Origin of the sequence: Luteimonas sp. MJ250 (genome assembly GCF_039548455.1) — a bacterium.
GTDB lineage: Bacteria > Pseudomonadota > Gammaproteobacteria > Xanthomonadales > Xanthomonadaceae > Luteimonas.
In genome coordinates this window covers 59,602-83,002 of record NZ_JBCLVB010000003.1, presented here as the reverse complement: position 1 = coordinate 83,002, position 23,401 = coordinate 59,602, and the positions used below count along the sequence as shown (strand labels likewise).

General features: G+C 69.0%; 27 protein-coding genes. 13 read left to right on the top strand and 14 right to left on the bottom strand.

The window, feature by feature from the left end; all coding sequences use genetic code 11:
* Positions 1-144 precede the first annotated feature (144 nt).
* The 3 genes from WCE37_RS00905 to grxD are packed head-to-tail and all read right to left on the bottom strand — an operon-like array spanning position 145 to position 1,822.
* Positions 145-744 carry a YhgN family NAAT transporter gene (locus tag WCE37_RS00905; protein WP_343277717.1) on the bottom strand — a complete coding sequence of 200 codons (600 nt, stop codon included), beginning with the start codon at positions 742-744 and terminating at the stop codon, positions 145-147.
* The gene (locus WCE37_RS00900) at positions 741-1,499 is read right to left on the bottom strand and encodes an SDR family NAD(P)-dependent oxidoreductase (protein ID WP_343277716.1); all 759 of its coding nucleotides are present in this window, start codon (positions 1,497-1,499) and stop codon (positions 741-743) included. Before WCE37_RS00900 ends, WCE37_RS00905 begins: the two co-directional genes overlap by 4 nt.
* Entirely contained in the window at positions 1,496-1,822 is a 327-nt protein-coding gene (gene grxD, locus WCE37_RS00895) for a Grx4 family monothiol glutaredoxin (protein WP_343253789.1), read from the bottom strand. The genes WCE37_RS00900 and grxD overlap by 4 nt, the downstream gene beginning before the upstream one ends.
* Before the next feature lie 72 nt (positions 1,823-1,894).
* Here grxD and WCE37_RS00890 point away from each other — a divergent pair, with 72 nt between their 5' ends.
* Positions 1,895-2,482 (top strand): Fe-Mn family superoxide dismutase, encoded by a 588-nt coding sequence (locus WCE37_RS00890; protein ID WP_343277715.1) that lies wholly within the window; start codon positions 1,895-1,897, stop codon positions 2,480-2,482.
* 147 nt (positions 2,483-2,629) lie between these two features.
* Here the strand turns inward: WCE37_RS00890 and WCE37_RS00885 are convergent, their stop codons facing one another.
* Positions 2,630-3,787: a 5-(carboxyamino)imidazole ribonucleotide synthase gene (locus tag WCE37_RS00885; RefSeq protein ID WP_343277714.1), complete on the bottom strand. Its 1,158-nt coding sequence runs from the start codon at positions 3,785-3,787 to the stop codon at positions 2,630-2,632.
* Between the two features lie 40 nt (positions 3,788-3,827).
* On the bottom strand, positions 3,828-4,334 hold the full coding sequence (purE, locus tag WCE37_RS00880; RefSeq protein ID WP_343277713.1) for a 5-(carboxyamino)imidazole ribonucleotide mutase: 507 nt from the start codon (positions 4,332-4,334) through the stop codon (positions 3,828-3,830).
* A 57-nt stretch (positions 4,335-4,391) separates the two neighbouring features.
* Between purE and WCE37_RS00875 the strand changes: the two genes are divergently transcribed.
* A complete protein-coding gene (locus WCE37_RS00875) occupies positions 4,392-4,661 on the top strand; it encodes a Trm112 family protein (RefSeq protein ID WP_343277712.1) in 270 nt (89 codons plus the stop codon).
* Complete coding sequence (gene nadC / locus WCE37_RS00870; RefSeq protein ID WP_343277711.1) at positions 4,658-5,584, top strand: carboxylating nicotinate-nucleotide diphosphorylase; 927 nt, start codon at positions 4,658-4,660, stop codon at positions 5,582-5,584. The genes WCE37_RS00875 and nadC overlap by 4 nt, the downstream gene beginning before the upstream one ends.
* Here nadC and WCE37_RS00865 read toward each other — a convergent pair.
* Positions 5,581-6,087 carry an FHA domain-containing protein gene (locus tag WCE37_RS00865; protein WP_343277710.1) on the bottom strand — a complete coding sequence of 169 codons (507 nt, stop codon included), beginning with the start codon at positions 6,085-6,087 and terminating at the stop codon, positions 5,581-5,583. The two genes, nadC and WCE37_RS00865, sit on opposite strands and share 4 nt — an antisense overlap.
* Before the next feature lie 79 nt (positions 6,088-6,166).
* On the opposite strand from WCE37_RS00865, the gene WCE37_RS00860 reads away from it, so the two are divergent.
* Complete coding sequence (locus WCE37_RS00860; protein WP_343253796.1) at positions 6,167-6,499, top strand: DUF3301 domain-containing protein; 333 nt, start codon at positions 6,167-6,169, stop codon at positions 6,497-6,499.
* Positions 6,500-6,532: 33 nt separating this feature from the next.
* Here the strand turns inward: WCE37_RS00860 and WCE37_RS00855 are convergent, their stop codons facing one another.
* From WCE37_RS00855 to WCE37_RS00830, 6 genes are all read right to left on the bottom strand, one after another.
* Positions 6,533-7,063: a ClpXP protease specificity-enhancing factor gene (locus tag WCE37_RS00855; RefSeq protein WP_343277709.1), complete on the bottom strand. Its 531-nt coding sequence runs from the start codon at positions 7,061-7,063 to the stop codon at positions 6,533-6,535.
* Between the two features lie 29 nt (positions 7,064-7,092).
* A complete protein-coding gene (locus WCE37_RS00850) occupies positions 7,093-7,728 on the bottom strand; it encodes a glutathione S-transferase N-terminal domain-containing protein (protein ID WP_343277708.1) in 636 nt (211 codons plus the stop codon).
* Between the two features lie 16 nt (positions 7,729-7,744).
* Complete coding sequence (locus tag WCE37_RS00845; protein ID WP_343277707.1) at positions 7,745-8,497, bottom strand: cytochrome c1; 753 nt, start codon at positions 8,495-8,497, stop codon at positions 7,745-7,747.
* Entirely contained in the window at positions 8,490-9,749 is a 1,260-nt protein-coding gene (locus tag WCE37_RS00840) for a cytochrome bc complex cytochrome b subunit (RefSeq protein ID WP_343277706.1), read from the bottom strand. Before WCE37_RS00840 ends, WCE37_RS00845 begins: the two co-directional genes overlap by 8 nt.
* Before the next feature lie 3 nt (positions 9,750-9,752).
* Positions 9,753-10,388 carry a ubiquinol-cytochrome c reductase iron-sulfur subunit gene (gene petA / locus WCE37_RS00835; protein WP_343277705.1) on the bottom strand — a complete coding sequence of 212 codons (636 nt, stop codon included), beginning with the start codon at positions 10,386-10,388 and terminating at the stop codon, positions 9,753-9,755.
* Positions 10,389-10,538: 150 nt separating this feature from the next.
* A complete protein-coding gene (locus WCE37_RS00830; protein ID WP_343277864.1) occupies positions 10,539-11,432 on the bottom strand; it encodes a lytic transglycosylase domain-containing protein in 894 nt (297 codons plus the stop codon).
* Between the two features lie 305 nt (positions 11,433-11,737).
* On the opposite strand from WCE37_RS00830, the gene miaB reads away from it, so the two are divergent.
* From miaB to WCE37_RS00785, 9 genes are all read left to right on the top strand, one after another.
* Positions 11,738-13,204, top strand: coding sequence for a tRNA (N6-isopentenyl adenosine(37)-C2)-methylthiotransferase MiaB (gene miaB, locus WCE37_RS00825; RefSeq protein WP_343277704.1), 1,467 nt, complete (start codon positions 11,738-11,740; stop codon positions 13,202-13,204).
* Positions 13,205-13,212: 8 nt separating this feature from the next.
* Positions 13,213-13,476 (top strand): hypothetical protein, encoded by a 264-nt coding sequence (locus WCE37_RS00820; protein ID WP_343277703.1) that lies wholly within the window; start codon positions 13,213-13,215, stop codon positions 13,474-13,476.
* Positions 13,477-13,570: 94 nt separating this feature from the next.
* Positions 13,571-14,596 (top strand): PhoH family protein, encoded by a 1,026-nt coding sequence (locus tag WCE37_RS00815; protein WP_343277702.1) that lies wholly within the window; start codon positions 13,571-13,573, stop codon positions 14,594-14,596.
* 10 nt (positions 14,597-14,606) lie between these two features.
* Positions 14,607-15,095, top strand: a complete 489-nt coding sequence (gene ybeY, locus WCE37_RS00810; RefSeq protein WP_343253804.1) for an rRNA maturation RNase YbeY — start codon at positions 14,607-14,609, stop codon at positions 15,093-15,095.
* A 55-nt stretch (positions 15,096-15,150) separates the two neighbouring features.
* Positions 15,151-16,029, top strand: coding sequence for a transporter associated domain-containing protein (locus WCE37_RS00805; RefSeq protein WP_343277701.1), 879 nt, complete (start codon positions 15,151-15,153; stop codon positions 16,027-16,029).
* A 43-nt stretch (positions 16,030-16,072) separates the two neighbouring features.
* Positions 16,073-17,269: a DUF4105 domain-containing protein gene (locus tag WCE37_RS00800; protein ID WP_343277700.1), complete on the top strand. Its 1,197-nt coding sequence runs from the start codon at positions 16,073-16,075 to the stop codon at positions 17,267-17,269.
* Positions 17,270-17,276: 7 nt separating this feature from the next.
* Positions 17,277-18,275 (top strand): magnesium and cobalt transport protein CorA, encoded by a 999-nt coding sequence (locus WCE37_RS00795; protein ID WP_343253807.1) that lies wholly within the window; start codon positions 17,277-17,279, stop codon positions 18,273-18,275.
* A 124-nt stretch (positions 18,276-18,399) separates the two neighbouring features.
* Entirely contained in the window at positions 18,400-20,475 is a 2,076-nt protein-coding gene (locus tag WCE37_RS00790; RefSeq protein WP_343277699.1) for a carbon starvation CstA family protein, read from the top strand.
* Positions 20,475-20,699, top strand: coding sequence for a CstA-like transporter-associated (seleno)protein (locus WCE37_RS00785; RefSeq protein ID WP_343277698.1), 225 nt, complete (start codon positions 20,475-20,477; stop codon positions 20,697-20,699). Before WCE37_RS00790 ends, WCE37_RS00785 begins: the two co-directional genes overlap by 1 nt.
* Before the next feature lie 32 nt (positions 20,700-20,731).
* Here WCE37_RS00785 and WCE37_RS00780 read toward each other — a convergent pair whose 3' ends face one another.
* On the bottom strand, positions 20,732-22,693 hold the full coding sequence (locus WCE37_RS00780) for a hypothetical protein (protein WP_343277697.1): 1,962 nt from the start codon (positions 22,691-22,693) through the stop codon (positions 20,732-20,734).
* On the bottom strand, positions 22,671-23,399 hold the full coding sequence (locus WCE37_RS00775) for a class I SAM-dependent methyltransferase (protein ID WP_343277863.1): 729 nt from the start codon (positions 23,397-23,399) through the stop codon (positions 22,671-22,673). Before WCE37_RS00775 ends, WCE37_RS00780 begins: the two co-directional genes overlap by 23 nt.
* Positions 23,400-23,401: the final 2 nt, after the last annotated feature.

The window sequence follows — 23,401 nt, the reverse complement described above, 5'->3', positions numbered from 1 at the left end:
CTTGGTGGCAAGTAAACGGACCGCACCCCGGGGCACGGCAGGAAGAATTCGGGTTGTCCCTGGTCACGCCGCGACCGCCGGAGCGGCAGCGGTTAACAAGAGATTAACACGGTAGCCGGGCTATGTGACAGCCGGGTGACTGATTCAGACCGGGCGCATGCTCACCAGGTAGCTGGCCACGCCGTCGAGCAGCATCTGCACCGATATCGCCACCAGCAGCATGCCCATCAGGCGCTCGACGGCGGTCAGGGCGCGGGCGCCGAGCAGCCGGTACAGATAGGGCGCGCAGAACAGGATGGCCGCGGTCGCGCCCCAGGCGATCATCAGCGCCAGGCTCCATTCCCAGAGACGGTCGGGCTCGCGGGTGCCCATCAGCATCACCGCTGCCATGCCCGAGGGGCCGGCGACCAGCGGCACGGCCAGCGGGACGATGAAAGGCTCCCCGCCCGGCAGTTCGCCCATCAGGCCCTCGGGCGGCGGGAAGATCATCCGGATGCCGATCAGGAACAGGACGATGCCACCAGCGATCGACACCGACTCCTGGCGCAGGTGCATGACCTCCAGGGCGTGCTTGCCAACCCAGAGGAAGACCATCAGCACGCCCAGGGCGATCAGCAGCTCGCGCGCCAGGACGATGCGCTGCCGCTTGGGCGGCAGGTTGCGCAGGATGCTGAGGAACACCGGGATGTTGCCCAGCGGGTCCAGGATCAGGAACAGCAGCAGTGCCGCGGAAGCAATGGTCATGCGGGCGGCGCCCAGGCTTGCCCGCGATGGGCCGTGCCCGCGGGCGACAGCAGGGTGACGCAGGCCTCGGCCGCGGCGGCGGGATCACGCGCGCGGCGGTCTTCATCGACCGCGTGGGCACGTGCGCGCAGCGGTGTGCGCAACGGGCCGGGGCGGAGGCCATGGATGCGCACTGTGCTGTTGCGGTGCTCGGCGTGCAGGGTGTCGAGCAGAGCGCGCTGGCCGTGCTGGGCGATGCCGTAGGCGCCGCGATAGGCGGCCGGCACTTCGTCGTCGAGCACGAACACCACCGATGCGTCCGGCGCCTGTCGCAGCAGCGGCAGGCAGGCCTGGGTCAGCCACCAGCGCGCGCTCAGGTTCACGTGCAGGATGCGGGCGAAGTCGCCCGGGTCGGTGTGTTCGAGCGGAGTCAGGCCGGCGAAGTCGGCGGCGCAGTGCAGGATGCCGTCCAGCCGGCCCAACTGGGCGCCGATGCGCGTGGCAAGTTCGGCATGGTCGCCGTAATCCGCCCCGGCGAGATCGAAGGGATAGTTGACCGGTTCCGGCAGCCCGGCCGGGTCGCGCGCGATCGTGTCGTACACGCGGTTGAGCCTGGGCACCTTGCGTCCGAGCAGGACCACGGTCGCACCCGCGCGCGCGCAGGCGTGTGCGGCGACCGCACCGAGGCCGCCGTGGGCACCGGTCACCAGGACCACGCGGCCGGCCAGTGCGGCCGACGCGATGGGCGCCTCCGCGGCGGCCGGGGGCGTACTCACGCCTTCTGCGTCTCCGCGACCATGCGCGCCAGCTCGCCGGACTCGAACAGCTCCATGGTGATATCGCAGCCGCCGATCAGCTCGCCGTTGATGAACAGCTGCGGGAAGGTCGGCCAGTTGGAAATGCGCGGCAGGTTGGCGCGGACTTCGGGGTCCTCGAGCACGTTGACGCTGTGCAGGGTCGCCATGTCGGCGCCGGCTTCGCGCAGCGCACCCACGGTGCGGCTGGAAAAGCCGCACATCGGGAACTGCGGCGTGCCCTTCATGAAAAGGACGATGGGGTGGCCGCTGATTTCGGCCTGGATGTTTTCGACGATGGCCATGGGGGCTCCGACGTGGTGCGCAGCGGCCGTGGCCAGGCAGCGCGTGATGGGGATCGCGCTATTGTAGCGTCCATGGCCATTGAACTTGCCGCCCTGCCCTGGGACCGCACCGCGCTCGAGCCGCACATCTCGGGTGACACCCTCGACCTCCACCACGGTCGCCACCACCGTGCCCATGTCGAAGCCGTCAGCGCCCTGGCGCCCTCGGCGGGGATGGGTACGGCCACGCTTGAAGAGCTGGTGCGCGGCGCCCAGGGCGCGCTGCAGCAGCACGCGGCACAGGCCTGGAACCTGGCGTTCCAGTGGCGCTGCCTGAAGCCTGCCGCGGCCGGCGGCGGCGGCGAGCCGGAGGGTGAACTGGCCGATGCACTGGTGCGCAGGTTTGGCGACGTGGCGCGTTTCCGCCAGCGCTTCGCGGCGGTGGCCTGCTCTTTGCAGGGATCCGGGTGGATCTGGCTGCTGCAGCGGCCGGACGGCTCGCTCACTCTGGCGCTGACGGCGAACACTGCATCACCGCTCACCGGCGACGACCGGCCCCTTCTGGCCCTGAGCCTTTGGGAACACGCCTACCTGCTGGACTACCGTGAAGCCCGCGGCCGCTACATCGAAGCCGCGTGGAACCTGGTGGACTGGAGCTTCGTGGGCTCGAACCTCCGCTAGCCGCGGAGCTCAAGCAGCAGGGTGTGGAAGCCGTCATGGCGGCGATCGCGGCCATGGCCGCTCCCACAGAAGCTGCTCTTGTGGGAGCAGCTACAGCTGCGATCGCGCCGCCCGCCGGGTCTGATCGCGCTGTTGGGGTTCCGACGATTACAGGAGCGGCGGGCGTTCCTGCAGGCGGGCGATCACGGGTTCGACCTGGGCCTCGCGTCCCAGCGCGGCGCCGACGCGCGCCAGTGCATCGGCCAGTTCCCCGTCGCCATCCGCGCGCAGAGTGGCATGGCCGACCTTGCGCCCAGGGCGCGCGGTCTTGCCATAGTCATGCCAATGGCCACCGGCCTCGGCCAGCACCGCGGCGGGATCCGGCATGTCGCCGATCCAGTTGAGCATGCAGCTGCGGCCCAGCGCGCGCGTTGCGCCCAGCGGCAGCCCGAGCACGGCGCGCAGGTGGTTTGCGAACTGCGAGGTCTCGGCGCCTTCGATCGTCCAGTGGCCGGAGTTGTGCACCCGCGGCGCCATTTCATTGGCCAGGAGTTCGCCATCCCGGCAGAACAGCTCCAGCGCGAACACGCCGACGTAATCCAGGGCTTCCGCCAGCGCGCGGGCGTGCTCCACCGCGCGGGCTTCCAGCGCAGGCGCGACGCGCGCCGGCGCAAGGCTGGCCGACAGCACGCCATCGACGTGCCAGTTCTCCGTCAGCGACCAGGTGCGGAACTCGCCGTCGCGGCCGCGCACGGCGACGACGCTCAGCTCGCGCTCGAAGGGCACGAAGGCTTCGAGGATCAGGCCCACGGTGGCCGCCTGGGCACCAAGCGCCTCCCAGGCCGCAGCGGCATCGGCTGGCGCGCGGATCCGGAACTGGCCCTTGCCGTCATAGCCCAGGCGCCGGGTCTTGAGGATGCAGGGCACGCCGAGTCCAGCCACCGCGGCGTCGAGGTCCGCGCGGGTATCGACCGGCACATAGCCCGGCACCGGGATGCCGAGCTCGCCGAACAGGGTCTTCTCGGCCAGCCGGTCCTGGCTGGTGCCAAGCGCGCGCGGATTGGGGAACAGCGGCACGCGCTCGCCCAGCCACTGCGCGGACCCGGCGGGCACGTTCTCGAAATCGAAGGTGGCGATGTCGATGCCGGCCGCGAACTCCGCCAGCACTCCGGCGTCGCGGTAGTCACCCACCACCAGCGGCGCGAGCTGTCCGGCGCAGGCCTCGGCGCTGGTGTCCATCACCCTGAAGCGCAGGCCCAGAGGAGCCCCGGCCAGGGCCATCATCCGCGCCAGCTGGCCGCCGCCAAGGATGCCGACGGTGGTCATCGCGCCCATCTCGCACCGGACGCCGGGCGGATGCCGGCGCTCACAGGCGCGGATCGTCGCCGGCGGCGACGTCTGCGGTCTGGCGCTGGCGGAAGGCGTCCAGCGCGGCCGCCACATCCGCATCGCCTGCCGCGGCCAGCTGCGCGGCGGCAAACAGGGCCGCGTTGGCCGCGCCGGCATTGCCGATCGCGAACGTGGCCACCGGCACGCCGGCCGGCATCTGCACGATCGACAGCAGCGAATCCATGCCGTTGAGCGCCTTCGACTGCACCGGCACGCCCAGCACCGGCAGCGGCGTCTTGGACGCGATCATCCCCGGCAGGTGCGCGGCACCGCCGGCACCGGCGATGATCACTTTCAGGCCGCGGTCGCGCGCGCCGGCCGCGTACTCGAACAGCACGTCGGGCGTGCGGTGCGCGGAAACAACGCGCACCTCGTGCGCGATGCCGAGCTCTTCGAGCTTCTGCACCGCGTGCTGCATGGTGTCCCAGTCGGATCGCGAACCCATCACGACGCCGACGACGGGCGGACTGTTGGTGGCGGTCATTGGCCGTCCCCGGTGGCAAAGACGTATTCTAGCGGCCCCACGCCGCGACGTACCGCCATGGACCGCAAGCTGCTCGACATCCTCGTCTGCCCCGCCAGCCGCCAGCCGCTGGCGCTGCTGGAACCTGCAGGGCTCGAAGCGCTGAACCGCGCCATCACCGCCGGTGGCGTGCAGCGCGGCGACGAGGCCGTGCAGGCCGAGCCGCTGCGCGAAGCCCTGGTCACCCGCGACCGGCACACGGTCTATCGCGTCGACGACGGCATCCCGGTGTTGCTGGCCGAGGACGCGATCGCCACCGCGCAGATCGGCGGCTTCCCGGGCGCATGAGCGCCGTCGGCCCGGGTCCGGACGCCGCCCCAGCCGGGGTTTCGCCCGGCACCGTGTCCGGCGGCCCAGGATCCGCCGCCATTGCCGTACCACCGGCCGCCACCGTCTCCGCCGACGTCGAGCGCGCCCTGGCCGAAGACATCGGCAGCGGCGACGTCACCGCCGCCCTGCTGCCAGACGCGCCGGAATCGGCCTACCTGCTGTGCAAGGAAGACGCCGTGGTCTGCGGCCGGCCGTGGTTCGACGCCTGTCACCGCGCGCTGGACCCGGACGTGGCCATCGACTGGCGCGTCGCCGAGGGCGACCACGTGCGTGCCGGCACCGTGCTTGCCACGTTGCGCGGCCGTACCCGCGCCTTGGTCAGCGCCGAGCGCACCTCGCTCAACTTCATGCAGACGCTGTCGGGCACGGCGACCGCCGTGGCAGCCCACGTGGAAGCAGTGCGCGGCACGCGTGCGCGCATCCTCGACACCCGCAAGACACTGCCCGGCCTGCGCATCGCGCAGAAGTACGCGGTCCGGGTGGGAGGCGGCGACAACCACCGCATGGGCCTGCACGACGCGGTGATGCTGAAGGAAAACCACGTGCGCGCCGCCGGCTCCATCGCCGCGGCCATCGCCGCCGCGCGCGCCAGCCAGCCGCGGCTGCCGCTGATCGTCGAGGTCGAGACCCTGGTCGAGCTGCGCGACGCGCTCAAGGCCGGCTGCGACCGCATCCTCATCGATGACTTCGACGCCGCCGCCCGCCGCGAGGCAGTGCGCATCACGGCCAGGCGGATCCCGCTCGAGGTGTCGGGTGGGGTCGACCTGGATTCACTGCGCGCGATCGCCGCCGACGGCGTCGACTGCATCTCGATCGGTGGGCTGACCAAACACGTGCAGGCAGTCGACCTCTCGCTGAAACTCGGGCCGGTTCCTGCCTAACGCAGCAGCAGCCACGCCGCTGCCCCCAGGACGGCGACCGCGGCGACCCACCACCACGCGGACACCCCCGCCGGGCGCCGCTGCGTGGCGCCCGGCCGCGGCCGTTCCAGCGGAGCGCCCGGCGCCACGACGCGGAAGCGCAGCACGTCGAAGCCGAGTTCGTCGCCGTGCCGCGCCCAGGCGCGTTCCCGCGGCTCCTCGTTGAGCAGCCAGCCGTTGGTGGAGTCGAGGTCTTCCACCAGCAGGCCTTCCGCGGTCGGCGTCAGCCGGACGTGCTGGCGCGAAATACCCGGATGGTCGAGATGGATCCCGGAGTCCGCCGCGCGGCCAAGGACCGTCGGCCCCACCAGCGGGAAGGTGCGGCCGAAGCCGGCCCCGGCCACGCCGCGCAGGACGTAGCGCGGCATCGCCGGTCGCACGACGGTGGCCGTGGTCGACGCGCGCGCGATCGGCGGGGACGTCGACAGGTCGAGGGTTTCATCTGCGTCGCGGAGGCTGTTCATAGGTGGAAACTGGGATGTGGTCCGTGAAGCCCGCGCAAAGGCTTGCTCAATCTTCGGCTTGGCCCCAGATTGCACAGCCATGCCCAGCCTTATCCTGCTCATGATAGCCGGCGCCCTCGCCTACGCGTGGTGGAACGCGGCCCGCGCGGCCAGCGAACACGCCATCGACGTCGGGCACGCCGCCTGCCGTACCGCCGGCGTGCAGTTGCTCGACCAGACCGTGCATGCCATCGGACTGCGCCTGCGCCGCCGCGGCGACGGGCGGCTCGGGCTCGAGCGCAGCTTCCGCTTCGAGTATTCGCACGATGGCACCGACCGCCAGCGCGGCCGCATGGTGTTCCACGGAAACCGGCTGGTGTCGTTCACCGGCCCGGCACCGGCCGTGGAGTCCAGCCTGCAAGGCGAGGACTGAGCCAGCCACGGCCACCCGACCCGCCCGGAGCGGCTACTTGATCACGCGCAGGTGCGCACCGCGCCGCGGAGGGGGTGAACCATCGTCGTCACCGTCGCCGTCATCGTTTCCGTCGCGATCCTCGCGCGGCGCTTCGTCAGCCACGCCGCCGGGCACCACGCCGAGCACGACATCGCCAGCGGACGTTGCACGGTCGTCTTCGTCAGCGCCGGCCGCATCGCCATCGCTGCCGCCCACCTGGTCTTCGGGCAGGGCCATGCCCTGGCCGGTCTCGCGGGCATAGATGGCCAGCACTGCGCCCACCGGGACGGCCACGGGATGGCTGACACCGCCAAAGCGCGCGGTGAAGCTCACCGACTCGTTGTCCATGTGCAATCGGGAGACCGCGCGCTCGGCGACGTTGAGCACCACGCGCCCGTCCTTCACGGTATGCGGGGGCACGCGCACGCCGGGACCGAGCGCATCCACCAGCAGATGGGGCGTCATCCCGTTGTCCACGATCCATTCGTACAGCGCCCGCAGGAGGTAGGGGCGGTGGCTGGTCATCCGGGACACGTCATTCATGTCCCGATTCTACCGCGAGCGGGCCGGAGTCAGGCCGGCAGCTCGCGCAGATGGCGCTCCTGCGGCGTCAGGCTGCGCGTGAACCCGGGATTGCGGAAAATCCGGCTGCCGTAGTCGTCGATCGCCTTGCCATCCTTGGGCAGCGGCACGCCAAGCGCTTCCAGGCGCCAGATGATCGGCGCCATCGCGCAGTCGGCGAGGCTCATTTCGGGATTGAGGAAGAACTTGTAGGCCTTGAACAGCGGCACCGACGCGGTCAGCAGGTCCTTCAGGCGCTTGCGCGCGGCATCGGCCTGGGCCTTGGTGCCGGTCTGGATCATGCGCACCTCGGGCACCCAGTCGTGCTCGAGGCGCAGCATCGCCAGGCGCAGCCGCGCGCGGGACAGCGGATCGACCGGCATCAGCGGCGGGTGCGGATAGCGCTCGTCGAGGTATTCGGTGACCACGCTCGAGGCGTAGAGCACCAGGTCCCGCTCTACCAGAGTCGGCACCGAATGGTAGGGATTGAGGTCGAGCAGGTCCTCGGGCGGGTCCTTGGGGTCGACGGTGATCAGGTCGTAGGTGACGCCCTTGGCCGCCAGCACCAGCCGCACGCGGTGGCACAGGACATCATCGGCGGAGGAAAAGAGCGTGAGTGCATTACGCATGCGCGGACTCGCTGCCATCATCGAACAACTCCCTTCAGTGCACGTCCTTCCAGTATTCCTTCTTCAGCAGCCACGCCAGGAAGGTGAAGAATGCGAGGAACAGCAGTACCCACACGCCGATCGCCTCGCGCTTGACCGCCACCGGCTCACCCGCGTATTCGAGGAACGCGGTGATGTCGCGCGCGGCCTGGTCGAACTGCAGCGGATCCATGGTGCCCGGCGATGCCACTTCCAGGCGATCGATCAGCGGATCGCCCGTGGCCTCGTCCTTGCCACCGTAGATCGGGCGCTGGATGCCCTGCATCTCCCACAGCACGTTCGGCATCGACGCATTGGGGAACACGGTGTTGTTCCAGCCAAGCGGACGCTCTTCGTCGATGTAGAAGGCCTTGAGGTAGCTGAAGATCCAGTCTCCGCCGCGCACGCGCGAGGTCAGGCTGAGGTCGGGCGGCACCGTCCCGAACCAGTCGCCGGCGTGCTCGGCCGGCATCGCGGTCAGGATCTGCTCGCCGAATGCGGCGCCGGTGAAGTTGAGGTTGGCCATGACCTCCTCTTCGGTCAGCCCCAGATCCTCGGCCATGCGCGAGTAGCGCAGGTACTTCAGCGAATGGCAGGACGAGCAGTAGTTCATGAAAAGCTGCGCGCCACGCTGCAGCGACGCCTTGTCGCTGAGATCGGTGCCGGCATGCTGGACGGGGCCGCCGGCCGCGGCCAGCGCCGAGAACGAGAGCAGCATGGAGGCCGCGAACACCGCGACGCGGCTGATGAGGGTCATGGGCTTAGTCATGCGTGGTCACCCGATCCGGCACCGGCTTGGTGGAGTCGAGCTTGGTCCACAGCGGCATGGTGATGAAGAAGGCGAAGTAGAAGAAGGTCAGGACGCGGCCGACGATGGTTTCGACCGGGTCGGTGCCCGGGCCGGCGCCGATCTTGCCCAGCCAGATGAAGGTGAGCGCGAACAGGCCCAGCAGCACCTTCGACATCAGGCCGCGGTAGCGGTAGGACTTGACCTTGGCGCGGTCGAGCCAGGGCACCAGGAACAGGATCGCGATGGCACCGAACATCACCAGCACGCCGCCGAGCTTGTCCGGCACCACGCGCAACATCGCGTAGTAGGGCGTGTAGTACCACACCGGCTTGATGTGCTCGGGCGTCACCAGGTGGTTGGCCTCGGTGAAGTTGTCATGCTCGAGGAACCAGCCGCCGAAGGCCGGCGCGAAGAAGATGATGAAGGCCGCGATCATCAGGAAGAAGCCCACGCCCACCAGGTCCTTGACCGTGTAGTAGGGGTGGAACGGGATGCCGTCGGCGGGCTTGGTCGCGTCCCAGCGGTTGCCCTTGGGACCCTTCTTGATGTCGACGCCGTCGGGGTTGTTCGAGCCCACTTCATGCAGCGCGCCGAGGTGCAGCACGACCAGCAGCAGCAGCACCAGCGGCAGCGCGATCACGTGCAGCGCGAAGAAGCGGTTGAGCGTGGCGTCGCTGGGCAGGTAGTCGCCCATGATCCACTCGACCAGGCCGTTGCCGATGATCGGGATCGCGCCGAACAGCGAGATGATCACCTTTGCGCCCCAGAACGACATCTGGCCCCAGGGCAGCACGTAGCCCAGGAAGGCCTCGGCCATCAGCACCAGGTAGATCAGCATCCCGAGGATCCACACCAGCTCGCGCGGCTTCTGGTAGCTGCCATACATCAGCCCGCGGAACATGTGCAGGTAGACGACGATGAAGAACAGCGAGGCACCCGTGGAGTGCATGTAGCGGATCAGCCAGCCCCACTCGACGTCGCGCATGATGTACTCGACCGAGGAAAAGGCCTCGGCCGCGGACGGCTTGTAGTGCATCGTCAGGAAGATGCCGGTGACGATCTGGTTGACCAGCACCAGCATGGCCAGCGAGCCCATGTAGTACCAGAAGTTGAAATTCTTGGGCGCGTAGTACTCGGACATGTGCTTGCGGTACATCGGCATCATGCCGGGCGCGCGCTCGTTGACCCAGTCCGCCACGTTGTTGGCGGTGCGCGTGATCAGGTTCGACATGGCTTACGCGGCCCCCTGCGGATCGACGCCGATGACAATCGTGTTGTCGTCGACGAAATGGTGCGGCGGCACCACGAGGTTGGTCGGCGCCGGCACGCCCTGGTAGACGCGGCCGGCCATGTCGAACTTCGACTTGTGGCAGGGGCAGAAGTAGCCGCCCTTCCAGTTGGCGTCGAACGGCGCCGGGCGGATCTCGGCGACCATTTCCGGCGAGCAGCCCAGATGGGTGCAGATGCCCACGAGCACGGAGATTTCCGGCTTCAGCGAGCGCAGCTCCGGATTCGCCTCGCGGATGTACTCCGGCTGCTGCTCGATGTTTTCCGACATCGGGTCGCGCAGCTGGTCGTCCAGCGTCGGCAGCAGCTGCAGGACTTCCTGCGAGCGCTTGACGATCCAGATCGGCTGGCCGCGCCACTCGAACACCAGGCGTTCGCCCTCGGCCAGGGCGCTGATGTCCGCGGTCACGGGCGCACCCGCGAGCTGCGCGCGCTGGCTCGGGAACCAGGTCTTGACGAATGGAACCACGGCCACGCCGGCGCCCGCGGCACCGACCACCGCAGTGGTAGCTGTCAGGAAGCGGCGGCGACCATGATCGATCGTGCCCCCCTCGACAGGATCCAGAACCCCTTCATTGCCCATCCGCCACTCCGAAAGATCGTACGGTCGCCATGTGTAAGTCGCTGTCCCGGCGGGGCCCGGCCTGCAGGCCCGCCGCCAAAGACAATGAAGTGTAGCGGAACGCCGATTCAGGGGACAACGTGGAAGGCGCGATTCCGCCCCGCCGGCCGCTCAATTGGCCGCCTGGTGTCCCCGATAGCGGTCGGCAAGGACGGCCACGCGCTCGACGTAGCGCCGGGTTTCCTTGTACGGCGGCACGCCCTTGTGGCGATCGACCGCGCCCTCACCGGCGTTGTAGCCCGCAGCGGCCAGGGTCAGGTCGCCGTTGAAGCGCTTGAGCAGCCAGGCCAGGTACCGCACCCCGCCGCGGATGTTCTGCGCCGGATCGAAGGCATTGGTGACCCCGAAGCGGTCGGCCGTGGCCGGCATCAGCTGCATCAGGCCCTGGGCACCGACGCGCGACAGCGCATTGGGGTTGAAGGCGGATTCCGCGTGCATCACCGCGCGGATCACCGCCTCCTCGACGCCGAATTCGGTCGCCGCCGCCTTGACCTCGGCATCGTAGGAACTGGTGTTGAGCCGGACGTTGCCGAAATTGAGGCCCGGCGAGCCGCAGGCGTAGCAGGTCTCGAAGAAGCTGTAGCTGATGGTGCGCAGCGCCGAGGCGCCCCCGCCGGCAGGCTTGCGGCTGGTGTAGTGGCGGACGCCGTCCTTGACGTAGGAATAGACCTGGCCCTGGACCAGGCGCCGCGAGCCGCTGCCCGAGGAGGGCGCGGACGGAACCTGCACCGCCGCGGGTGCTGCGGAACCGGAGCCCATGAAGGTGGACGGCGCGTTGGCATCCAGCGAGGCCGGCGAGCCCTGGACCGCGGTCGATGCGTTCACCGCGCCGACCGCGCCCGGCGTGGTGGACGGCTGGCTGGGACGCGACGGGCGGCTGGGCCGGTAGGTGCTGGCCACGGTGCAGCTCGCGCCCTTGATGCGCTTGCTGACATAGCTCGCCACGCCGTCGCCCACGTCGCAGCGGTAGATGGTGCCGGCCACGGCCTGGCCGGCCGCTGCCATGCAGGCAAGGCCGACCGTCGCCGCGCAGGCGAACCCGATGATTTTTCCGAAGCACTTCATCCCCGCCCCTCCATCGCGCGCAGTCTCCATGCTTGAGGCGGCCTTGCCAAGGGCTGAAACCGTGACCATGGCCAGGGAAACGCCCACCCGCCGCGTCTCCGGCCATCGTCCGACGCGCCAACCACTGCAGGATCACTGCGACGAGCACCGTGGTCCGCAAAGCCCCTGGCGGAGCCGACGGGTTTAGACTGACGCCTCCGCATCTGCAATCCGGCCCGGATTCACCGCCGTGCCCCGGAACCACCATGACCACCCAGACCCTGCCGGATTCCGCCTCCGAAGCCTCCGCCCCGCCCGCGCGCAAGCTGTTCATCCAGACCCACGGCTGCCAGATGAACGAGTACGACTCGGCCCGCATGGCCGACGTGCTGGCCGCCTCGGACGGACTGGAACTCACCACGAACGTCGACGAAGCCGACGTGATCCTGGTCAATACCTGCTCGATCCGCGAAAAAGCGCAGGAGAAGGTGTTCAGCCAGCTCGGCCGCTGGAAGTCCCTCAAGCAGGGCGACCGCCCGGTGCTGATCGGCGTCGGCGGCTGCGTCGCCAGCCAGGAGGGCGCGGCGATCGTGAAGCGCGCACCCTACGTCGACGTGGTGTTCGGACCGCAGACCCTGCACCGGCTGCCCGAGATGCTTCGCGGGCGCCGCGAGACCGGCCTGCCCCAGGTGGACATCAGCTTCCCGGAGATCGAGAAGTTCGACCGCCTGCCCGAACCGCGGGCCGACGGGCCCAGCGCCTTCGTCTCGATCATGGAAGGCTGCAGCAAGTACTGCTCGTTCTGCGTGGTGCCCTACACCCGCGGCGAGGAAGTCAGCCGGCCGTTCGAGGACGTGCTGGTCGAGGTCATGCAGCTCGCCGCGCAGGGCGTGCGCGAGGTGAACCTGCTGGGCCAGAACGTCAACGCCTACCGCGGGCCGATTGCCGGGGCCGACGCCGCGGACGGACCTTCCGACGGCCATGTGGCCTCGAACGAGCCGCAGTTCGCCGACCTCGGCCTGCTGATCCGCACCATCGCCGAGATCGACGGCATCGACCGCATCCGCTTCACCACCTCGCATCCGCTGGAGTTCTCGGATTCGCTGATCGAGGCCTATCGCGACGTGCCGCAGCTGGCCAACTACCTGCACCTGCCCGTGCAGTCCGGCAGCGACCGCATCCTGACGGCGATGAAGCGCGGCTACACCGCGCTCGAGTTCAAGCAGAAGATCCGCAAGCTGCGCGCAGTGCGGCCGGACATATCGATCAGCTCGGACTTCATCGTCGGCTTCCCGGGCGAGACCGATGCCGACTTCGAGAAGACCATGAAGCTGATCGCGGACGTGGGCTTCGACCAGTCGTTTTCCTTCATCTATTCGCGCCGCCCGGGCACGCCCGCCGCCGACCTCGAAGACAAGGTGACCGGCGCGGAAAAGCACGCGCGGCTGTCGCGGCTGCAGGCGCATATCAACGAACACGCCGCGGGCATCTCGCGGGCGATGCTCGGCAGCGTGCAGAAGGTGCTGGTCACCGGTCCGTCGCGCAGGGACCCGAACGAGCTCACAGGAAAGACCGAGAACATGCGTTCGGTGAACTTCGCCGGCCCGACGCGGCTGATCGGGCAGTTCGTGGACGTGGTGATCACCGGGGCGTTCAGCAACTCGCTGCGTGGCCGGGTGGCCACGGTCGAAGCACCGGCCGAAGCGCCCGCCGAAGCACCCGCCGGGTCTTGAGGGGCGCCGTGACGCCGCGGCATCAGCATGCCCCCGGAGCACCGTCGCCGCGCCGGCGGCTCGACCCGCTGGGGCTGTGGCTTTGCGGGCTGGCCATCCTGGGCCTGGCGCGCACCTGGATGTACCTGGTGCGCGACGGCGGCGCGGCCGGCGCCGTGGGCTGGATCTGGCTGGCGGGATCGCTGCTGATGGCCGGGATCGGCATCGTGCTGCTGGCACGCGGCCTGCCCGGCGCTGCCCGGCGGCGGCCGGACCCTCCGCCGCCGCGCTAGGCAGCGGCCGGGGCGTGGCCGGCCCTGTCCCCCAGCCATCCGTCGCGCCGCGATCATGGTCCCGGGACGGGCGGCGCGCTACCCTGCTCCGCCTATGCCCAGCCCATACCAGCGCGACTTCACCCTCGAACCCGCCGACACCGAACGGCTGGCCAACCTCAGCGGGCCCTTCGACGGCCACCTGCGCCAGATCGAACTGGCGCTTGGCGTCGAAATCGCCAATCGCGGCAACATATTCCGCGTCACCGGCGACGATGCCGGACGCGTCGACGGCGCCGAGCGCCTGCTGCGCGAGCTCTATGACGAGGCCGGCGGCGAAACCTTCGATGGCCATGCCATCCACCTGCGCCTGAACGCGGTCCGCGCCGCGAAGGATGACCGGGACGCGGACGGCGGCGTCCAGGCCGCGCGCAACGCCGACCCGGACTTCGTGCCCCAGGACGTCGCGATCCGCGTCAAGCGCGGCACCATCCGTGGCCGCGGCGCGAACCAGCAGAAATACCTGCACGCCATCGCTACCCATGACATCAACTTCGGCATCGGGCCGGCGGGCACCGGCAAGACCTTCCTCGCCGTGGCCAGCGCGGTCGAGGCACTCAACGAATCCCGCGTGCAGCGCCTGGTGCTGGTGCGTCCGGCGGTCGAGGCCGGCGAAAAGCTCGGCTTCCTCCCCGGCGACCTGTCGCAGAAGGTCGATCCCTATCTGCGGCCGCTGTACGACGCGCTCTACGAAATGATGGGCGTTGAAACCGTGCTGCGGCTGCTGGAGAAGAACGTCATCGAGATCGCGCCGCTGGCCTATATGCGCGGGCGCACGCTCAACGACGCCTATGTGATCCTCGACGAGGCGCAGAACACCACCATCGAACAGATGAAGATGTTCCTGACCCGGCTCGGCTTCGGCAGCACGGCGGTGGTCACCGGCGACCTCACCCAGATCGACCTGCCGAAGACGGTGAAGTCGGGCCTGCGCGACGCGGTCGAGGTGCTGCACGACGTCGAAGGCGCCAGCTTCACCTTCTTCGAGTCGCGCGACGTGGTCCGCCATCCGCTGGTGGCGCGCATCGTCAACGCCTACGAGCGCCGCGACGCGCAGGACGCGTCCACCGGCGCGGCGTAGACTGCCGGTCATGACCAAAGGCCCGGTCCGCCTCGATGTCGCCGTGGGCTATGCCCTGCCCCGGGCCGGGCTGCCTGCGTCGGTGAGCTTCCGCAAGTGGGTGGCCGCGGCGCTGGCCGGCCGCATCCGCGAGGCCGACCTCGCCATCCGCCTGGTCGACGCGAAGGAGGGCCGCTCCCTCAACCGCCACTACCGCGGCAAGGATTACGCCACCAACGTGCTCAGCTTCCCGGCCGAGCTCGACGAAGACATCAAGCTGCCGCCCGGCGTGCACATGCCGCTGCTGGGCGACCTGGTGCTGTGCGCGCCGGTCATCGCCCGCGAGGCCCGCGAACAGGGCAAGCCGCTGGCCGCCCATTACGCCCACCTGACCGTCCACGGCAGCCTGCACCTGCTGGGCTGGGACCACGGCAACGACGTCGAGGCCGAGGCCATGGAGCAGCTGGAGCGTGAAATCCTGGCCGGGCTGGGCATCGACGATCCCTACCGCGTGGCCTGAGCGGACGCGGTAAACTGCAGGGCCGCCCTTCCCCCAGGGCGATGACACGAGCGAGATGTCCGAAGACGACAGTGGTAGCCAGGGCAACAACGGTGCCGGTCCGGATCACCCGGAACGGCGCCGCGGCTGGCTGGAGCGCCTGAGCTCCGCGATTTCCGGTGATCCCACCACGCGCGACGACCTCATCGAGCTGCTGCGCGATGCCCAGGCCGACGGCCTGGTCGAAGCCGACACCCTGCGGATGATGGAAGGCGCCATCGCCGTGTCCGACATGACCGTCGGCGACGTCATGGTGCCGCGTTCGCAGATGGTCTCATTGCCGGTCGAGTCCCGCTTCATCGACCTGATGAAGGATGTGGTCGAATCCGGCCACTCGCGCTTCCCGGTGCACGGCGACGACAAGGACGAGATCCTCGGCATCCTGCTGGCCAAGGACCTGCTGCGCGGCGTGGTCGCCGACAACGGCCCGGGCACGGTGCGCGCGCTGCTGCGCCCGGCGGTGCTGATCCCGGAGTCGAAGAAGCTCAACGTGCTGCTGCGCGAGTTCCGCCAGTCGCGCAACCACATGGCGATCGTGATCGACGAGTACGGCGGCGTCGCCGGGGTGATCACGATCGAGGACGTGCTCGAGGAAATCGTCGGCGAGATCGACGACGAGCACGACGACGCCAACGATCCCGACGCGCAGATCGCCGCCCAGGCCGACGGCCAGTACGTCGTCGATGCGCTGACCCCGATCGACGACTTCAACGAGCGCTTCGGCGCCGACTTCGACGACGACGAGTACGACACCATCGGCGGCCTGGTTACTGCCGCCATCGGCCACCTGCCTGAAACCGGCGAAGAGCTGACGCTGGGCCGCTTCAGCTTCCGCGTCGCCAGCGCCGACGCGCGCCGGCTGCACGCGCTGCACCTGTCGATCCATGGCGACTGAGTCCCGCCGGGCATCCGCCGGCATGTCCGCGGCCCCGGATTGCATGCCACGCGCCACGCGGACGCTTGCCCGCCGCCTGGCCGCTGCCCTGCTGCTGGCCCTCCTCGCCTGCGCGCTGCCTGCGCTGGCGGCGCCGCGCATCGGCGTGGCCACCATGCAGCCGGGCGAGATCTTCTTCGAGCGCTTCGGCCACAACGCGATCGTGGTCGATGACCCGGCGGCCGGTCCGCCGCTCTCCTACAACTTCGGCTTCTTCGATCCGGGCGAGCCGGACTTCGTCGCCCGGTTCGCGCGCGGGGACATGCGCTACCGGCTGGTGGTCCTGCCGCTCGCCGACGACCTTGCCTACTATCGCGACGTCGGCCGCGGCGTGTCGATCCAGTGGCTTGATCTCGACGCCGCGCAAGCAGCCGGCCTCGCCGCCCGGCTCGCCCGGAACGCGCGCCCGGAGAACGCCGAATACAGCTACGACTACTTCACCGACAACTGCTCCACGCGCGTGCGCGACGCCATCGACGAGGGCCTCGGCGGTGCGCTGCGCCGCCACATGCAGGGTCGCTCCCAGGGCAACACCTACCGCAGCGAAGCCGTGCGCCTGGCACGCCCCGCGGCGTGGATGGCGCTCGGCTTCGACCTGGGCCTGGGGCCCGCCGCCGACCGCCCGAACGCACTCTGGGACGATGCCTTCGTGCCGATGCGCCTGGCCACCGCGCTGCGCGACGTGCGCCATGCCGACGGTCGCCCGCTGGTGGCCTCCGAGGAAGCGCTGCTGCCGCACCGTATCGGCCCCGAGCCCGAACCGCGACAGGTGGCGTGGATCCCGTGGCTCGTCGCCGGACTCGCGCTGGCCGCACTCGCCTGGTCGCAGCGCGGGCACCCGCGCGCCGTGGCCTGGGCGGCGATGGCAACCTGGCTGGCCTGCGCCCTGGTCGGCGCGCTCATGCTGTACATCTGGCTGGGTACCGCGCACCGCTTCGGCTGGGCCAACCACAACCTGTTGTTGTTCAATCCGCTGTGCCTGCTGCTGCTCCCGGGCGCATGGCGCGTCGCACGTGGTGGCGAAGGCGGCACGGCGTTCCGGATCGTGTCGGGGATCGTCGCCGCGCTGGTGCTGCTGTCACCTTTCCTGCTGTGGATGCCGCTGCAGTCGCAACGCAATGGCCACTGGATCGCGCTCATGCTGCCGCTGCACCTGGCCCTGTTGGCGGTCCTTCGTCGCCCCCGGCGCGAAGGCGCATGACGGCGCGATGACCGCCCCCGCGCCGCCGTTGCCCGCCTGCGTCATCAACAGCGCCGCGTATGACCGCGAAGGCCGGCGGCGCGACATCGGCCTCGATGAAATCAGCGATGTGCTTGCGATCGACGACGGCAGCTTCGTCTGGGTCGGACTGTTCGAGCCCGACGAAGCGGTGCTGGCCAAGCTGCAGGAGGAGTTCGACCTGCATGCGCTGGCCGTCGAGGACGCCCACCACGCCCACCAGCGCCCGAAGCTGGAGGCCTATGGCGACTCGCTGTTCGTCACGACCAACACCGCGCAGGTGGCCGACGAACGCATCCGCTACGGCGAAACCCATGCCTTCCTCGGCGCACGCTACCTGGTGACCGTGCGCCATGGCGCCTCGGCGTCCTACACCCCGGCGCGGGCGCGGGTGGAGCGCAACCCGGGGCTGCTCGGGCTGGGTCCCGGCTTCGCCCTGTATGCGGTGCTCGACGCCATCGTCGACGACTACGTGCCGATCGTGGACGAGTTCAAGGCGACGCTGCTTGCGCTGGAACAGGACATTTTCCGCGACACCTTCCACCGCGGCATCCTGCGCCGCCTGTACGACCTCAAGCGCGAACTGACCTACATGCGCGTGGCCCTGACCCCGATGCAGGACGTGCTCTCGCAGCTGCTGCGCAGCAACACCCCGCTGCTGCACGACGAGATCCGCCTGTACCTGCGCGACGTGCTCGATCATTCGGTGCGGATCAACGACAGCATCGACATGCTCCGCGACATGTTGGGCACCGCGATCAGCGTCAACCAGGCGCTGGTGACGCTGGCCCAGGGCGAGGTCGTGAAACGCCTCGCCGGCTGGGCCGCGCTGCTGGCCGCGCCCACCCTGATAACCAGCTGGTACGGCATGAACTTCGCGCACATGCCGGAGCTGGCCGGGCGCTTCAGCTACCCGGTGCTCGTGGGCGCGGTGGTGGTGGTGGTGGCCGGCCTGTACGCGTACCTGCGCAAGGTGCGCTGGCTCTGAATCGCCACGGCGGACCGCGACCAAAGTCTTAGGGCGCTTTCTCCCGCATTGCAGCACCCGCGATTGACCGCACCCCGCCTTGGGTAGACCCTTGCGGACAGCCTGCAACCGGACGGGGAATCGCATGAAAGGTGGACTCGGGAAATTGGCCTGGGCGGCGCTCGCCCTGCTTGGTGCGTTCTGCCTCGGTACGGTGGCCCTGCGCCGCGGCGAACCGATCAATGCGCTGTGGATCGTGGTCGCGGCGGTCTCGATCTACCTGGTGGCGTATCGCTTCTACGCACGATTCATCGCCGACCGGGTCTTCGGACTGGACGCGACCCGCGCCACCCCCGCGATGATCAACAACGACGGCCTGGACTACGTGCCCACCAACAAGCACGTGCTGTTCGGCCACCACTTCGCCGCGATCGCCGGCGCCGGCCCGCTGGTCGGCCCGGTGTTGGCGGCGCAGATGGGCTACCTGCCCGGCACCCTGTGGCTGATCGTCGGCGTGGTGCTGGCCGGCGCGGTGCAGGACTTCATGGTGCTGGTGGTCTCCAGCCGCCGCGATGCCCGCTCGCTCGGCGACCTGGTGCGCGAGGAGATGGGCCAGGTGCCCGGCACCATCGCGCTGTTCGGCGCCTTCCTGATCATGATCATCATCCTCGCGGTGCTGGCGATGATCGTTGTGAAGGCCCTGGCCGAGAGTCCCTGGGGCATGTTCACCGTGATCGCGACGATGCCGATCGCGATCTTCATGGGCATCTACATGCGCTACCTCCGGCCCGGCAGGGTCGGCGAGATCTCGGTGATCGGGCTGGTGCTGCTGGTGGCGGCCATCTGGTACGGCGGCCAGGTCGCCGCGCACCCGACCTGGGGCCCGGCCTTCACCTTCACCGGCATCCAGATCACCTGGATGCTGATCGGCTACGGCTTCGTGGCGGCGGTGCTGCCGGTATGGCTGCTGTTGGCGCCGCGCGACTATCTGTCCACCTTTCTGAAGATCGGCGTGATCCTGGGCCTGGCGGTCGGCATCCTGATCGTGATGCCGGAGCTGCGCATGCCGGCGCTGACCCAGTTCACCGACGGCACCGGCCCGGTGTGGAAGGGCTCGATGTTCCCCTTCCTGTTCATCACCATCGCCTGCGGCGCGGTGTCGGGCTTCCACGCGCTGATCGCCTCGGGCACCACGCCAAAACTGATGGCCAACGAGCGCCACGCACCGTACCTCGGCTACGGCGGCATGCTGATGGAATCGTTCGTGGCGATCATGGCCATGGTCGCGGCCTCGATCATCGACCCGGGCGTGTACTTCGCCATGAACAGCCCGGCGGCGATCATCGGCACCGACCCGGCCGCGGTCGCGCAGGTCGTGTCGAGCTGGGGCTTCGTGGTCACCCCGGACGTATTGATCCAGACCGCCAACGACGTCGGCGAGGCTTCGATCATCTCCCGCGCCGGCGGCGCGCCGACGCTGGCGGTGGGCATCGCGCAGATCTTCCACGCGGTGATCCCGGGCGAAGGCATGATGGCGTTCTGGTACCACTTCGCGATCCTGTTCGAGGCGCTGTTCATCCTCACCGCGGTCGACGCCGGCACGCGCGCCGGGCGCTTCATGTTGCAGGACCTGCTCGGCAATTTCGTACCGGTCATGCGCAGGACCGACGCCTGGGTGCCCAACCTGGTCGCCACCGCGGGCTGCGTGGCGCTGTGGGGCTACTTCCTCTACCAGGGCGTCACCGACCCGCTGGGCGGCATCAACATGCTGTGGCCGCTGTTCGGCATCGCCAACCAGATGCTGGCCGGCATCGCGCTGATGCTGTGCACGGTGGTCCTGTTCAAGATGAAGAAGGACCGCTACGCCTGGGTTTCGATCGTGCCCACGGTGTGGCTGCTGCTCTGCACGCTCAGCGCGGGCTGGATCAAGATCTTCGACAGCAATCCGGGCGTGGGCTTCATGGCCCAGGCCAACAAGTACCGCGCGGCGCTGGATGCCGGCGAGCTGATCGCGCCGTCGAAGGACTTCGGCGGCATGCAGCAGATCATGATCAACAACTACGTCAACGCGGGCCTGACGGCGCTCTTCATGTTCGTGGTGCTGGCGATCCTGTTCTACTCGGTCGGCGCCGTCCGCAAGGCGCGCGCGAACCCGGCGCGCACCGATCGCGAGACGCCTTACGTCGCGTTGACCGAAGAACAGCAGAAGGTCTGGCTCTGATGTCCGGGCAGCTGGTCACGCTGGACCACTTCGCCACGCACAAGCGTGTGTGGCGGAGGATGGTGCAGACCGCCCGGCTGTGCTGCGGGATCCCGGACTACGACAACTACGTGCGCCACGTGCTGGAAAAACACCCGGACCGGGAGCCGATGGACTACCCGACCTTCTTCCGCGAGCGCCAGGAAGCCCGCTACGGCGGGCGCGGCGGGTTTCGCTGCTGCTAGCAGGGCGTCGCGAGGCCGGCGCGCCTCGAGTCTCAGTGGCGATTCCTGCGGCCACGGGCCTGCCACAGCAGGCCCATCGATGCCAGTGCAGCCAGCGTCAGGAGCGGGAACGCGGGCTGCATGTAATGGATGCGGATGGCCGGAAAGGCGGACGCTTCAACCAGGACAAGCAACAGCAACCGCGCGCCGACCAGGGTCCACGCCGCAGCGGCAAGCAGCCAACCACGCTCCAACCGACGCCGCCTGACAGCACGGGCCGTGACCCAGGCGAATGCGACCAGCCCTGCGCCGGCAAGCCAGGGCAAGGCAAAAGCGTGGATGCGGCTGATCCAGGCGCGAACCGTCCTGGCCGCAGGATGCGCCTGCGCCGACTGCGGGATACCAGTGCGAAGCTTGTCGATGTGCAGGTGGCCGGATTCAAACGCGAAATCACGGCGCATGTCCGCAATTTCTGAGAATCGCGCCCTGTCCGTGCCCTGTATGGATTCGAGCGCGCAGCCTTCGATGGCCGGCACCACGACCTCGAAGCGGCTCGCCTGGGCCATCGGGTCATTGAAATGCGCCGCAACATCCTGGCTGGGCATGCGCGCGACTGGCGCGACTCCACGCTCATCGTCGCATGCCAGCCGGATCCACCCCCCGTCCCGCCCGTGATACCAGCCCGCGACCAGGTCACCCAACAGCCTTTCATCCTCGAGCACCCGTGGGCGCCCGACGAACATCCACATGGGGCTGACGGCGGGCACCTTCATGTGCCCGCCGCCCCAACCGTCGCGTCGTCCCTGCCACGTCAGCAGCGATACCGCCCTGCCCATGTGGGATGGCAGGCTGCGCCACTGCCCGTCGGTCATGGCGGGCATCAGCCCCAACGCACCACGCACGCAATCCAGGCGGCCTTCGTCGCAGGCGCCCGCGACCTCATCGGCAAGCTGGCGATAGAACGCCTCGGCAGCAGGAGCGTCTGCGTAGGCGCCGATGGACGCGACCGCGGCCCTCAATGCCCACGGCCAAGCTCCAGCGCCGTAATCACCGCAGTTCTGCTGCTGGTCCCCACAGTCCGGCTGTCTCCAGGATTGGCCATCGGCCTCCAGCTTGGAGCGCAGGCGGGCGAAGCCGGGGCTGGCGATATAAACAGCCTCGCGCACCGCGCCCGGCACGGGCACGTAGGCGACCGGCTCGCCGACGCGAACGCGCTGCAGTGCCGCCATCGCGTCGCCGAAGGCCCCGCCGCGGAAATCATTGGTGACGAATACGCCGTATTTCCCCTGGTTGGCCATTGCCACCAGCGCAAGCGGCGATGCGAACGCCAGCAATGCCGCCAGCGCGCCCATGGCCAGCTGACGCCGCCGCGGCCGGTCCTGCCGGACCTGCCACGCGAATCCGAGCACGAGCACCAGAAGGCCCGGCAACACCCAGTCCCCGTCCTCACGGGTCAACCAGAGCCAGGCGAGGGTCCAGCCACACAGGGCCGCCCACCACCGGCCATGCTTTCCGGCACGGATTGCGCACAGACAATGCAGCAACGCCGCCAGCGCCAACAGCACCTGCGCCGCCACGATGTTGTCGCGGATGACCCGGCTCCATGACAAGGCGGCAGGATGCCACTGCAAGGCAAGCAGCATCAGCAATACCCACCACGGGCGGCCGTTGATCCTGTAGATGGCGGCACCCAGCAAGAGGCACGCAACCGAATACAGCAACGCCTGGGCAGTCATCACTGAAAGCCCGAGTGCATGCCCGGCGGCGAGGAACAGCGGGTAACCGGCCCCCTTCATCAGGGTCATCTCGTCATAGGGCCCCAGCCAGTGGCCTTTGACGATCGACTCTGCACGGTGCCAGAACCATGCATCGTCGTGTCCCGCACCGGCGAGGATCTCGACGGGCAGGCAGGACACCACGAGGACGAACAGTGCGGCGGAAATCAGCGCCAACAGGCCCGGCAGGACCGCGGGGGCCCTTGCGGCCGGCGCATCACCGTTCATGAGTGGCGACATCGCCTTTTGCACCCTGGTCGCCGCTGCCGTGCTTGCGTGCGAGCAGCAACAGATTGCTGGGCCAGCCGCCAAGCGACACGCTGTCGATCCGCCAGTCCGGCAGCCCGGCGTGTGTGCAGGCCTTCGCAAGGTCGCTGCGGCTCATCAGGTTCAGGTGTTCCTCAAGCGCGAGTTCACGGTGTCCCAATACGCGCAGCAGGGTCCGGAACCAGCGCTTCGGCAGCCAGTGCACTAGCGGCAGCACCGTGTGGAATTCCACGGGGAACCAGCGGTTGGGCGTGGTGGCGAAGACCCCTTGCCTGCACACCCGATGCAGCTCCGCGATGAACCGTGCCTGTTCCACCGACGAACCCACGTGCTCAAGCACGGCGCTGGAGTGGACCCAGTCGAAACTGCCGGACCGGAAGGGCAGGTACTTGCCGTCACCGCGCACGAATTTCAGGCCTGGATACAGCTGCTCAAGGAACGACGCGTCGTCGATGCCACATGCGGTGATCCTCTCGCCATGCGGGTACCACGCCTCCAGGTAGTTCGACGCCAGCTGATCCTGGTCGCTGGTCACGCCAACGTCGAGGATGGTGTCTTCGGCCTGCACGCCGCAGCCAATGAAGCGCGCGTACATCTTCCGGCGCATGTGCGTTGACACGCGGTCGGTGATGCTTCCGCGATGCGTGCGGTTGTACTGGGCATTGACGTCACGGTGCACGC